The 13513-nt window shown below is 44.8% G+C and carries 12 protein-coding genes; all 12 read left to right on the top strand.

All coding sequences use genetic code 11. The annotated features are described in order from the left end of the window. Position 1 precedes the first annotated feature (1 nt). From bchB to ispH, 12 genes are read left to right on the top strand one after another with little or no spacing between them, the layout of a single operon-like run. Complete coding sequence (gene bchB, locus ICV89_RS07105) at positions 2-1633, top strand: ferredoxin:protochlorophyllide reductase (ATP-dependent) subunit B (RefSeq protein WP_215307737.1); 1632 nt, start codon at positions 2-4, stop codon at positions 1631-1633. Beyond that, positions 1623-5405 carry a magnesium chelatase subunit H gene (locus ICV89_RS07100; protein ID WP_215307736.1) on the top strand — a complete coding sequence of 1261 codons (3783 nt, stop codon included), beginning with the start codon at positions 1623-1625 and terminating at the stop codon, positions 5403-5405. The genes bchB and ICV89_RS07100 overlap by 11 nt, the downstream gene beginning before the upstream one ends. After that, entirely contained in the window at positions 5405-6316 is a 912-nt protein-coding gene (bchL, locus tag ICV89_RS07095) for a ferredoxin:protochlorophyllide reductase (ATP-dependent) iron-sulfur ATP-binding protein (protein WP_215307735.1), read from the top strand. Before ICV89_RS07100 ends, bchL begins: the two co-directional genes overlap by 1 nt. A gap of 2 nt (positions 6317-6318) precedes the next feature. Next, positions 6319-7020: a magnesium protoporphyrin IX methyltransferase gene (bchM, locus tag ICV89_RS07090; RefSeq protein WP_215307734.1), complete on the top strand. Its 702-nt coding sequence runs from the start codon at positions 6319-6321 to the stop codon at positions 7018-7020. Beyond that, entirely contained in the window at positions 7017-8447 is a 1431-nt protein-coding gene (locus ICV89_RS07085) for a BCD family MFS transporter (protein ID WP_215307732.1), read from the top strand. Before bchM ends, ICV89_RS07085 begins: the two co-directional genes overlap by 4 nt. 23 nt (positions 8448-8470) lie before the next feature. Beyond that, positions 8471-9235 carry a photosynthetic reaction center subunit H gene (gene puhA, locus ICV89_RS07080; protein ID WP_215307730.1) on the top strand — a complete coding sequence of 255 codons (765 nt, stop codon included), beginning with the start codon at positions 8471-8473 and terminating at the stop codon, positions 9233-9235. Next, positions 9232-9912 (top strand): photosynthetic complex putative assembly protein PuhB, encoded by a 681-nt coding sequence (puhB, locus tag ICV89_RS07075; protein ID WP_215307728.1) that lies wholly within the window; start codon positions 9232-9234, stop codon positions 9910-9912. Before puhA ends, puhB begins: the two co-directional genes overlap by 4 nt. A gap of 8 nt (positions 9913-9920) precedes the next feature. Further along, on the top strand, positions 9921-10355 hold the full coding sequence (puhC, locus tag ICV89_RS07070) for a photosynthetic complex assembly protein PuhC (RefSeq protein WP_251370805.1): 435 nt from the start codon (positions 9921-9923) through the stop codon (positions 10353-10355). After that, a complete protein-coding gene (locus ICV89_RS07065; protein ID WP_215307724.1) occupies positions 10352-10708 on the top strand; it encodes a hypothetical protein in 357 nt (118 codons plus the stop codon). The genes puhC and ICV89_RS07065 overlap by 4 nt, the downstream gene beginning before the upstream one ends. Beyond that, positions 10705-11781: a magnesium-protoporphyrin IX monomethyl ester (oxidative) cyclase gene (gene acsF, locus ICV89_RS07060; protein ID WP_215307722.1), complete on the top strand. Its 1077-nt coding sequence runs from the start codon at positions 10705-10707 to the stop codon at positions 11779-11781. Before ICV89_RS07065 ends, acsF begins: the two co-directional genes overlap by 4 nt. 6 nt (positions 11782-11787) lie before the next feature. Next, on the top strand, positions 11788-12546 hold the full coding sequence (gene puhE / locus ICV89_RS07055; protein ID WP_215307720.1) for a putative photosynthetic complex assembly protein PuhE: 759 nt from the start codon (positions 11788-11790) through the stop codon (positions 12544-12546). Between the two features lie 12 nt (positions 12547-12558). After that, a complete protein-coding gene (gene ispH, locus ICV89_RS07050) occupies positions 12559-13500 on the top strand; it encodes a 4-hydroxy-3-methylbut-2-enyl diphosphate reductase (protein ID WP_215307718.1) in 942 nt (313 codons plus the stop codon). Positions 13501-13513: the final 13 nt, after the last annotated feature.

Here is a 13513-nt window from a genome sequence, read left to right as displayed (position 1 = left end):
CATGCAACTGACACTTTGGACATATGAAGGCCCGCCACACATTGGTGCCATGCGAATCGCTACCTCCATGACCGATTTGCATTATGTCTTGCATGCGCCACAGGGTGATACTTACGCTGACTTATTGTTTACGATGATTGGACGCGCTAAAACCCGTCCACCTGTTACCTACACAACATTTCAGGCAAGAGATTTAGGTGGGGATACGGCGCAGTTGTTCCAGGATTCTGTCAATTCTGCATATGAACGTTTCCAGCCTAAAGCCATGATCGTGGGCGCTTCATGCACTGCAGAGTTAATTCAGGATGATCCAGGTGGTTTGGCAAGAGCGCTTACTTTGCCGATTCCTGTCATTGCACTGGAATTGCCTTCATATCAGAAAAAAGAAAATTGGGGTGCTTCAGAAACTTTCTATCACATTGTTCGTGGATTGCTTCCAGTTGATAAGTCCGTGAGTGCTCAGCAGTATCAAGAGGTACGAGCTAATAATGCAAAACAAGATCAAAAGCCTAGCTGCAATATTCTTGGACCTACTGCATTAGGGTTTAGAAATCGCGACGATATTCAAGAAATCAAGTCTCTATTAGAGGCGATGGGTATTGAGGTGAAGGTGGTTGCACCGCTCAATGCCTCAGTTGCAGATATCACCCAATTACCTCAGGCAGATTTTAATGTCATGCTGTATCCAGAAGTTGCTCAACTCACATGCACTTGGCTACAGAAAACATTTGGGCAGCCTTTCACAAAGACCATTCCGATTGGTACTAAAGCAACTAGAGCCTTTGTTCAAGAAGTGGCTGCATTGGCCAATATCAATCCAGAGACTTTTTTACAGTCTCAAGATGAGCGGGCCCATTGGTATGCAAAATCAGTCGACTCCACTTATCTCACCGATAAGCGCGTATTTATATTTGGTGATGCAAGTCATGTGATTGCGGCCGCAAAAGTGGCATCAGAAGAAATAGGCTTTAAGGTAGTTGGCTTAGGTACCTATAGTCGTGAATTTGCCCGCGAAGTCCGTGAAGCTGCCAAGCTGTACGAGGTAGAAGCCTTAATTACCGATGACTATTTAGAGGTTGAGGCAAAGGTAGCTGAACTTACTCCAGACTTGGTCTTGGGTACGCAGATGGAGCGCCACATCGCTAAAAGACTCGGCATTCCTTGTGCTGTAATTTCTGCGCCAGTCCATGTTCAGGACTTTCCAGCGCGCTACTCACCACAGATGGGATTTGAGGGCGCCAATGTATTGTTTGATACCTGGATTCATCCACTTATGATGGGTCTTGAAGAGCATCTAATTATGATGTTCCGCGATGATTTTGAATTTACTGCTAAGGCAGCACCTTCTCATCTAGGTCATTCAGCAGCCGTGAAAGAAAATCTGCACTCACCGGATGCACAATCCAATGAGGTCGCTCCAGTTGTCAGTCATACCCAGGTAAATGCAGAGACATTTAGCGGTACAGAGCCAGCAAAATTATGGGATGTAGAAGCGGAAAAAGAATTGGGAAAAATTCCATTCTTTGTTAGAGGAAAAGCACGACGCAATACTGAGAAATTTGCAGTTGAGCATGGTATTAGCCATATCACTATTGAAACGCTCTACGATGCAAAGGCTCACTATGGCAGATAAGAAAATCCCCATGAGAGTCTCCATCATTACGATGGATACGCACTTGAGTAGTGCGACAGAGAGAGCCCGCTACGCCCTCAAGAAAAAGCTGCCAAGTCTTGAGCTAAGCATTCATGCGGCTTCTAGCTGGACTGTGGATGCTAAAGCTCTAGAAAACTGTATTACCGATATTGAGTCTGCAGACATTCTGATTGTGACCATGCTCTTTATGGAAGATCACTACAAACCAGTGATTGAAGCCTTAAAAGCTCGGCGCAATGAATGTGATGCCATGATTTGTGCCATGTCAGCAGGTGAAGTGGTTTCCCTGACTCGCATGGGTGGGTTTGATATGGGTAAGCCGGCAACTGGCTTGATGGGCTTACTAAAGCGTTTACGCGGAAATAAAGAGAAGTCTCAAACTGGTGGTGCAGCTCAAATGCGCATGTTGCGTCGCCTGCCAAAAATTCTGCGATTTATTCCAGGCAATGCGCAAGATGTCAGGGCCTATTTCTTAACGCTGCAATATTGGTTAGGTGGTTCCGAAGAGAACCTCTTCCATATGGTGACCAACTTAGTCAATCGCTATGCCGCTGGTGAAAGAGAAGTTTTAAGGACCAAAGAAAAGCTAGTTGAGCCAGTCATCTATCCAGATAATGGCATTTATCACCCACGGCTCAAAGGTCGTATGAGTGAGTCTATCGATGATTTGCCTAAATTGGTTTCTGATAAGAAATCTAAGGGTCGCGTTGGTTTGCTGTTGCTCAGATCCTATATTTTGGCTGGCAATACTTTGCACTATGACTCAGTTATCGCTGCAATTGAGGCGCAAGGACTACAAGTACTGCCGATATTTGCAGTGGGCTTGGATGCAAGACCGGCTATCGATCAATTCTTTTATCAGAATGGCGAGAAAGTAGTTGATGCGGTCATATCTCTTACTGGGTTCTCCTTGGTAGGTGGGCCTGCCTATAACGATGCAAAAGCGGCGGAAGAAGTGCTTGCCTCTTTAGATGTCCCTTATCTCGCGGCGCAGCCTTTAGAGTTTCAGACCCTCAATGATTGGGGTAGCTCTGACCGAGGATTATTGCCCGTAGAAAACACTCTGATGATCGCCATACCAGAGCTCGATGGTGCGATCGTGCCGATGGTATTTGGTGGCAGAGCAGGTGATGCAGATGTGCAGTGCAAAGGTTGTCATAAAGGCTGCGTATTTGAGGCCAGCATTAATCGTCATGACATGCATACCTGCATCGAACGTACAGCGATGTTGGCTGCACGTGTATCAAAACTCATTGCCTTACGCAAAGCTGAGCGTGCTGATCGCAAAGTAGCTCTGGTGATGTTTAACTTTCCTCCAAATGCGGGAAGGGTTGGTACTGCTGCCCATTTAAGTGTTTTTGAATCCGTATTCAATACCTTAAAAAGCCTCAAGGCAGAAGGTTATAGCGTTGACGTACCCGCATCCATCGATGAATTTCGGGACATGATTCTGATTGGCAATGCGAAAGAGCACGGTACAGATGCTAATGTACATGCCCAGATCAGTGCAGCAGATCACATTCGTCGTGAGCCTTGGTTAAAAGAGATTGAAGCGCAGTGGGGCCCAGCGCCAGGAAACTTCCTGAGTAATGGATCCTCACTTTTTGTTTTGGGTAAACAGTTTGGTAATGTATTTGTAGCTCTTCAGCCTGGGTTTGGTTATGAAGGCGATCCAATGCGCTTGTTGTATGAAAAAGGTTTTGCACCGACGCATGCTTTCTCCGCCTTTTATCGTTATATTCGCGAAGATTTTGCAGCTTCAGCGGTATTGCATTTTGGTACCCATGGCGCACTCGAATTTATGCCAGGTAAGCAATCGGGGATGTCAGGTGCATGCTGGCCAGATCGCCTGATTCATGATTTACCAAATCTGTATATTTATGCTTCAAACAATCCATCGGAAGGTGCTATTGCCAAGCGTCGTGCTGGAGCAACCTTAATTAGCTACTTAACTCCACCTGTTTCACAGTCTGGCCTATATCAAGGCTTGCTGGAATTTAAAGAAGCAGTTGAGCACTGGCGTAAGTTGGTTCCAAATGAAACAGCGCAAGCGTGGAGCGAAACCGAGCAAGAGTTACTGAATTCAATTCAAGCACAAGCAGTTGAACTCGAATTTTCCTCACAAGAGCCGGCTTGGAAAAATTTAAGCGCAAGCCAAGTAAACCAGATTGTGATGCATCTGAATGAACAAATTCTGGAGTTGGAGTACACCTTGATTCCTTACGGACTTCATGTGCTTGGCAGTCCGCTGAGCATGGAGCAGAGTTTGGATATGTTGGTGAGCTTTTTATCTGTTCAAGAGGGTGAACTCAAAAATATTGATCGAGCTAGTATTGAAATGCTGATTAATAGCGACAGTTTGGAGCAGTTTGTAAAAGCCCAAAAAATGAGTCTGACTCCTGCACTACGTGCTGAGCTAGAAGAATTGCTGGCGGTGTACAAGGAGTTACAGGCCGATAGCGAAATGCAAGGTGTGATGAAGGCATTAGAGGGGCGGTATATTCGCCCGGCACCTGGTGGCGATGTCCTTCGTAACCCGCAGGTATTGCCAACTGGTCGAAATATTCATGGCTTCGATCCATTCCGTATTCCGAGTAAATTTGCAATGAAGGATGGTCTGGTTCAAGCAAATATGCTCTTGGAACGTTATAAAGCCGATGGCAATCCACTGCCAGAGTCGATTGCGATGGTGTTGTGGGGTACTGACAACTTAAAAACTGAAGGCGGACCGATTGCCCAGATTTTGGCGCTGATGGGGGCGTTACCACGCTTTGATAGCTTCGGTAGATTGGCTGGCGCTCAACTAGTTTCTTTAGAAGAGTTGGGCAGGCCCAGAATTGATGTCATGGTATCCATTTCAGGGATATTTAGAGATTTGATGCCTTTGCAAATCCGTATCCTTGCAGAGGCAGCCTACTTAGCGGCTTGTGCTGATGAGCCGCTTGAGCAAAACTTTATTAGAAAACATACCTTAGCTTATCAAGCTCAAAACGGCTGTGATCTTGAGACTGCTGCGCTACGTGTCTTTGGTAATGCTGAGAGTGCCTATGGCGCCAATGTCAATATGATGATTGATAACGGCTTATGGAAGGATGAAAACGAGTTAGCTGAAACTTATACTCGTCGCAAAAGTTTTGCATATGGCAGAACTGGTGTCCCTATGCTGCAAAGTGAGCTTCTTAATAATATCCTTGCTGATGTTGAGCTTACTTATCAAAACCTTGACTCCATTGAGCTTGGCGTCACCACAATCGATACTTATTTTGACACCTTGGGTGGTGTTAGTAGAGCGGTCAGAAGAGCAAAAGGTGGAAAAGCAGCACCCGTATATATTGGCGATCAAACTCGCGGTACTGCCGTAGTCAGAACCCTTAATGAGCAGGTGTCACTAGAGACCCGTTCACGCATGTTGAACCCAAAGTGGTACGAAGGGATGCTCAAACATGGTTACGAAGGTGTTCGTCAATTAGAAAGCCATTTGACTAACACTGTTGGCTGGTCTGCTACGACTGGTCAGGTAGAGCCTTGGGTTTACCAGCATCTAACACAAACATTCATATTGGATCCAGAAATGCGGGAGCGATTGATGAAGCTCAATCCAACTTCATCAGCAAAAGTTGCAAGTCGACTATTGGAAGCATCAGAAAGAAATTATTGGAAGCCAGAGCCATCAGTATTAGAGACCTTGCGTCGCGTTGCTAATGACTTTGAAGATCGACTTGAAGGCGTTTATGAGGGAGTACCTATTTAATGAATACAGTTAGTGTGCCAGTTTCTTCGATTAACACTCGAAGTAAACCAACTGATGGCGAGGGGAGCTTACAGGTTCACCTAGACCCCAATGAAAAAATTGGGAATGCTAAAGTATTTGCCATTTATGGAAAGGGCGGGATTGGTAAGAGTACAACCTCTTCTAATTTGTCTGCAGCGTTTTCATTGCTAGGTAAGCGAGTCATTCAGATTGGCTGCGATCCAAAGCATGATTCCACTTTTACGCTGACTAAAAAACTAGTCCCTACCGTCATTGACATTCTAGAGTCAGTCGATTTTCACTCGGAAGAGCTCAGAGTAGAGGACTTTGTCTACGAAGGCTTTAACGGTGTGATGTGCGTAGAAGCTGGTGGCCCCCCTGCGGGAACCGGTTGCGGTGGCTACGTTGTGGGTCAGACTGTAAAGCTCTTGAAAGAGCATCACCTGCTCGAAGATACCGACATTGTTATTTTTGATGTCTTAGGCGATGTGGTGTGTGGTGGCTTTGCTGCCCCGTTACAGCATGCTGACAGAGCCCTCATTGTCGCGGCGAATGATTTTGATTCTATTTTTGCCATGAATCGCATCGTTCAGGCTATCAGTGCTAAAGCAAAAAACTATAACGTGCGTTTGGGTGGCGTAATCGCTAATCGAAGCGCGGATACAGACCAGATTGATAAGTTCAATACGCGGGTAGGTTTAAAAACAATGGCGCACTTTCCAGATCTCGATGCGATTCGTAAAAGCCGCCTCAAAAAATGTACCGTTTTTGAAATGGAATCGACCCCGGAGATTGAGAAGGTTAAAGATGAATACATGCGTTTAGCTGCTAGCCTACTTTTAGACGACGATCCTTTGCTGACAGAGTCACTCAAAGACCGTGAAATATTTGACTTACTAGGATTTGACTAATCATGAGTGCTATTTCTTATTTAAATAGACGTAGTAAGTTGCAGGACTATTTTGATCGGACTGCAAATGATGCTTGGGCAAAATTAACTTCTGATGCTCCAGTTAGTGGAATCAGGGCAACAGTCAGGGCAGGGCGTGATCAAATGCGCTCAAATCTAATTGCTCGCTTACCAGAGTCATTGGCTGGCAAGCGGATTTTGGATGCGGGCTGCGGCACCGGCGCTTTGGCCCTCGAGTTAGCGAAAAAAGGGGCGAGTATTGTTGCGATTGACTTATCGCCTAATCTCATTGAGCTGGCTAAAGAAAGGATTGCACCAGCTGATCGTCAAAATATTGATTTTAGATCTGGCGATATGCTTGATGACAGCTTAGGTGAATTTGATTATGTTGTGGGCATGGATTCGATGATCCATTATTGCGCGACTGATATGTTAGTTGTGCTGGAAAAGTTGGCCCCGCGAGTTAGAAATAAGATTGTATTTACTTTTGCGCCAAGTACCTTACCGCTTGAGGTGATGATTCGTGTTGGCCGTCTATTTCCTAGAAAAGATCGGGCTCCTTTTATAGAGCCTATAAGTCAAAATAAGCTAAGTAAGTTAATCGATCAATCACCCTGGTTTGTGGATTGGAAGATTCCCCATACCCAATTAGTTTCCAGCGGTTTTTATAAGTCACAACTGATGGAGATTGAAAAAGTATCATGATCAATCTGTCAAAGATGGCTAAGACATGGACGAGGATTGATCCTCGCTTTCTGCCTTTTGCTGACGTGGCGACCCCAGATTTACCTCTGAGCCGCCTCTTAAGACTATCTTTGTTTCAAGTTTCAGTAGGTATGGCTACTGCCTTATTGGTTGGCACCTTAAACCGAGTCATGATTGTTGAGTTACACATGGAGGCTTGGATGGTGGCCTTAATGGTTGCTTTGCCATTAATCTTTGCACCATTTAGAGCCTTGATTGGCCATAGGTCAGATACCCATCGATCCATATTGGGTTGGAGAAGAGTTCCTTATATTTGGATTGGGACTTGGTTGCAGTTTGGTGGTTTAGCCATCATGCCTTTTGCCCTCATCATCCTATCTGGAGATACTCACTGGCCCGCTTGGTTTAGCTACCTTGGCAGTGCGTTGGCATTTTTACTGGTTGGCGCGGGTATGCAAACTACTCAAACTGCTGGCTTAGCTCTTGCTACAGATTTGGCAGACGCAAAAAATCGCCCCCGTGTTGTTGCCATGATGTACGTCATGCTGCTCTTTGGTATGGTCTTGAGCGGCGTCATGTTTAGCGTCTTCCTGGACCCATTTAGCCCGATTCAGTTAATTAAGGTGATTCAGGGAGTTGCGCTCATTACCTTACTGCTCAATTTATTTGCCTTGTGGAAGCAAGAAGCAAGGCAACCTAAAAATACTGCGCCATCTATTGTTCAGCCAAAATTCTCACAAAGTTGGAGTGAGTTTATTAAGGCGCCACAGGTTCGTCGCTTCCTCATCATGCTAGGTCTTGGAACCACTGCCTTTAGCATGCAAGACATTATCTTGGAGCCCTATGGCGGAGAAATACTTCTACTGGATGTATCTGCCACCAGCTTTTTGACCGCACTGATTGCCTGTGGATCTTTACTGGCATTTACGCTTTCTGCACGCTGGCTAAGCAAGGGCTATAACGCCTACAGAATTTCTGCAGCCGGCCTCCTGCTTGGGCTGATTGCCTTCTCCATGGTGATATTTTCAGAGCCATTAGGTTCACCTAATCTCTTCAGATTGGGCGCACTTCTGATTGGTTTTAGTGGCGGCCTATTCGCAGTCAGTACGCTCACTATTGCGATGAGCATGGATCAGGAGAACAAAACTGGGATGGTCATTGGTGCTTGGGGAGCGGTAACAGCTACATGCTCCGGAATTGGTATGTCACTGGGTGGAGTTATTCGTGATCTGATCTCGGATTTAGCAATGGGCGGAATGATTGGTTCTACGTTAATGAGCCCTGCTACTGGTTATAGCTTTGTTTATCACATTGAGATTTATTTGTTGTTTATTACTTTGATCGCGTTAGGTCCACTAGTAGCCCAAAAGCGAAACCTGGATATTTCAAAAATGAGTAAGTTTGGCCTAGCGGATTTTCCAAGCTAGTTTATTAAAGAAGGAGAGAAAAAATGGGTACTGGTGCAATTACACAATATATAGATGTCGCTCAAGTGGTGTTCTATCTATTCCTACTTTTTTTTGTGGGTCTTGTTATATACCTAACATTGGAAAGTAAACGAGAAGGATTTCCACTGGAAACTGAGCGCTTCGGTAAGGTTCGACGTGAAGACGGAATTCTTGGCATGCCAAGGGTGAAAAAATTTGTCACAGAATTTGGCAAAACTTATTACGCTCCCTTAGAAACCCCGCCTGAAACTGAGCGCCTATCAGCGGAGCCAATTCATCCATGGAATGGCGCGCCTATTGCCCCAATTGGCAATCCATTATTAGCAGGAGTTGGGCCAGGTTCTTATGCTAACCGCGCTGATCATGTTGATTATGATCTAGAGGGTCATGCGCGAATTCGTCCACTGAGAAAGTTAAATGATTTCGCAATTGCAAAGCAGGATATTAATCCGATTGGCTTGAGTGTCATCGGTGCAGATGGTCATAAAGCCGGCGTTGTGAAAGATGTCTGGGTTGATCATATGGAAATGATGATTCGCTACCTAGAGGTTGATGCAAAGGGTGCGACAGTCCTATTGCCAGTGAATTTTTCACGTATTGGCAAGCAAGACATTCGGGTGAAGTCAATTCTTGCAGATCAGTTTGCAGCTGTGCCAAAAACAAAAAATCCAGAGGAAATCACCTTGCTGGAAGAAGAGAAGATCATGGCGTACTTTGGTGCCGGCACTTTATATGCCACTCCCGATCGTCAGGAGCCGTTAATATGAGCCTGAACATTCCTAGTAGTCCAGAGCATGAATTTGAACCAGAGCTAGGACTTCCTGAAAAGTTGCCTGAGGGCGAGCGTATTTTGTGGCAGGGCTCGCCTGATGTAAAGGCGATGCTTCTGCGAGTGTTTCACCTCAAAGGGCTCTTGATTTATTTTGGCTTGATCTTGCTCTATCAGATTGTTACTGGCGTTACTGATGGAGAGTCCCTCAGTGCGATATTTTTCTCCTCCTTAAGGATTACGATTTTTTCAGCCATTGGTTTATCCCTAGTTGCTCTGCTTGCTTATTTGATGGCATCAACTGCGGTCTACACCATCACCAATAAGCGCGTAGTCATGCGTATTGGAATTGTGTTGAATATGACTTTTAATTTCCCGCTCAAGATGATTGAGTCGGCAGATTGCTGTGTCACCAAGCAGGGTACGGGAGATATTTCTCTGAAGTTAAGTAAAGATACAAAAATTGCGATATTTCACTTATGGCCTCATTCCAGACCATCACATTGGGCCAGCCCTCAGCCTACTCTCCGGTGCATTAAAAACTGCTCCGAAGTTGCCAAAATTTTGGTTGATGCTTGGGCTACCCAGAACAATGTCATTGCTCGATCAGTTCAAGCTGCTCAACGCAATCCATCGATGGTAAATACACCTTACTCAGGGGCAGAGGCAGCATGATTTTGCGCATGAATCCTATCCGTATTCAAAACTATATTGCAGTATTTGTGGTCATCGTTTTGGTGGGGGTAGTGTTCGTGGTTGCCAATGCCGTTCAGTCTGGTAAAGCGGAAACGCAGGTAGACGCCAGTGTGATCGCGAAAAAAACATTGTTTTTTAGGGATCTCCCTGATGGCTCAGTAGGGGTTATATCAGCTTCTAATGGGAGAATGATTGCACAAGTAGAGGGTCAGGCTGGTTTTGTAAGGGGGATTTTGCGAGCATTGGCTCGTGAACGTCGCATTCGCCAAATTACCAGCGATGATGCATTTGAATTAATTAGTCGTTCTGATGGTAGATTGACTTTAGTAGATCTAGCAACAGGCAATCGCATTGATTTGGAGTCATTTGGTCGAGATAACGCAGCGCAGTTTGCTGCATTTTTAAATAGCGCGGGGCAATGATGTCTAAACAGCTGGTTAAATGTTCTGTAGATATGTCCAATACTTCAGAGTATCTATATGCCCATGTGGATCTTGACGGCGTTCAAGTCGGCCCAGGAGATCAGGTGCTCGTCCATGATCCGATTGTAGAGCTGCCGTTTGGTGAGGTTTTGAGCTATCAAAGAACAGCAACTGTCTCTAAGGCTGGCTGGTTATCGCGTTTGTGGGTATATCTCACTGCAAGACTCGAAATTACCTTGTTATACGAGGTCAGCTTTTCTACTACTCGATTCAGTCAAGCGAAAAAATATCCAAGAGTGCGCCCAGTAGTGCACACACAACCCCTTATTGTGACTAAAGGTATTGAAGTATGAGTGCTAATGCCCCAACCATGGAAGCGCTTCGCCCCATTAATGAATCAACCGATCGCGCACTAGAGAGTACGATCCTAAGTCCTCGGTTTTACACCACTGATTTTGATGAGATGGATCGTTTTGATATCAGCTCAGTAAAGCCCGAGTGGGATAAGCTCATGCAAGAATTTGATTCCGATATTAATCAGGCTCACTTTCAGCGTCCTGATGATATGTCTAAGGACTACTCCCACTTGCCAGAGGGCTTGTACCAAGAGTTTTTAGATTTCTTAATTAGTTCAATTACTTCAGAGTTCTCAGGTTGTGTTCTCTATTCAGAGATTAAAAAGTCGATCAAGAATCCCGACTTAAAAGACTTGTTCTCATACATGGCTCGTGATGAGAGTAGACATGCCGGTTTTATTAATCAGTGGCTCAAAGATTTTGGTATTGGGGTTGATCTAGGATTTTTGGCAAGAACTAAAAAATATACCTTCTTTAAGCCAAAGTTTATTTTTTATGCAACTTATTTGTCTGAAAAAATTGGCTATGCCCGCTACATCACGATTTATCGAATCATTCAAAACAAACCAGAATTGCGCTTTCATCCGATTTTTCTCTGGTTTGAGAAATGGTGTAATGATGAATTCCGTCATGGTGAGGCCTTTGCTTTATTAATGCGTTCTACTCCAAAGTTACTCAGTGGTGGTAATCGACTGTGGATTCGCTTCTTTTTATTGGCGGTATACGCAACAATGTATGTGCGCGATCATTCCAGACCAGAGTTCCATAAAGCGCTTGGGGTATCACCAACAGACTATGACCGCAAGGTACTAGAAATTACTTCTGATATCACTAAGCAGGTTTTCCCTTTCACTATCAATTTAGATGATCCAAGAATTTGGGAGTGTTTTGAAAAGCTGAGAAAAATTTCAGATGAGGTAGATCATTTGAAGCAGGTTGGTGGTGTCTTTTCAGCTATCAAACGAGGTGCTCTAGCAATTGCGGCTACTGCTACCTTCTTACGTCTTTATATGTTGCCAGTAGTGCCAAATGAATTACCGAGTGATATTCGTATGGCACCTGTTTGGTAATTCACTATGTATTTTTGGATAAGCCCGCTGATATTCACCGTTTTTATATGGTGGTTTAGCACAGGGCTTATTTTGAAGGTGCATAGCCTTCCTAAGCGTTTTTTTAAATCCATATTTGTAGTCTCGGTTGGCGTTTTATTGCTTGCCTTTTGGGGTTTGTCTATCTCCAGTCAGCAGGCGACGATTGCTGGTGCTTACTGTTCATTTACTTGTGCCATCATCATTTGGGGATGGCAAGAGCTGGCCTTTCTTTTGGGCTACATCACTGGATCACGACGTTCGGAATGTCCTAATGGGCTGAGCCCCATGACCAGAGCATGGTATGCATTTCAGACGATCAATTATCACGAGCTGGCATTACTGAGCTTAGGAATGATTCTATTTTTCATTAACTTAGATTCAGTGAATCAAACTGGATTTTGGACCTTTGTCATCCTATGGGGAATGCGCCAGAGTACGAAGATCAATATCTTTTTGGGCGTCCTTAATTTTAATGAGTCTTTCTTGCCGCAGCACCTACAGTACTTAGTCACCTACTTCAGACGTAGGGCAATGAACTTCCTGATGCCATTTTCTGTTTTAGTCTCGGTGATGATATTGATCCCGATTTGGTCAAGTGCAGGATTGGATTCTTCGCCCTTCGATAGGGCCTCATATGCTTTGCTAGGAACCCTGTTAGCCCTTGGTTTATTAGAGCACCTCTTTTTAATTCTGCCCTTTCCAAGTGAATTACTTTGGAAGTGGGGCTACAAAAAAAATCACTAATTTGATTCGAATATGCTTTCAAAAAAAACTATTTTCTTAGCGCAACCCCGCGGTTTTTGTGCCGGAGTTGAAAGGGCTATTTTGATAGTTGAGGAGGCGCTCAGAATTTATGGTGCCCCCATATATGTTCGGCATGAAATCATTCACAACGCCTATGTTGTTAAAGATTTCGAATCTCGTGGTGTAGTCTTCATTAATCAATTGGAGCATGTTCCTCAGGGTGCCATTCTGATTTTTAGTGCGCATGGGGTTTCACAGGCCGTCAGAATTGAGGCAGATAATCGTCAATTCAAGGTATTTGATGCGACTTGCCCTTTGGTAGCCAAGGTGCATGCTGAAGTGGTCCGCTTAAAAGAGCGTGGATATCAAATCATCATGATTGGACATCGTGGTCACCCGGAAGTTGAGGGTACGATGGGTCAGATTGATTCTTCGATCTATCTCATTGAGAGCGTACAAGATATTGCCCAGCTGCACTTTGAAGAAAATGTGCCAGTAGCTTATGTCACTCAAACAACCTTATCGGTTGATGAAACACAAGAAATCACTCAAGCATTGGTGGAAAAGTTCCCCAATATTCATGCACCAAAACGCCAAGACATTTGCTATGCCACTCAGAATCGTCAGGATGCCGTCAAAGCAATGGTTCCTCAGGTAGATTTAGTGGTGGTGGTGGGTAGTCCAAACAGCTCTAACTCTAAGCGTCTTCAAGAGCTTGCTGAAAGCATGCATGTACCCGCCTATTTAGTAGATGACCCATCTCAACTTGAAGGCGAGTGGTTTGATGGGGTTCGTAATATTGGCGTAACAGCAGGGGCTTCCGCCCCAGAGGCATTAACAGCGCAAATCGTCGAAGCTATTGGTCTATTTTCTAGTGGAACTGTTTCGCCACTCCAGGGAATTGAGGAAACAGTGAATTTTTCTCTCCCAAAAGAGCTTCTCAGGGCAGCCTAAACCCCTCCTTTTC

It is taken from the genome of Polynucleobacter sp. Adler-ghost, from assembly GCF_018688495.1.
Taxonomy (GTDB): domain Bacteria; phylum Pseudomonadota; class Gammaproteobacteria; order Burkholderiales; family Burkholderiaceae; genus Polynucleobacter.
This window is presented reverse-complemented; position numbering and strand designations above follow the sequence as displayed.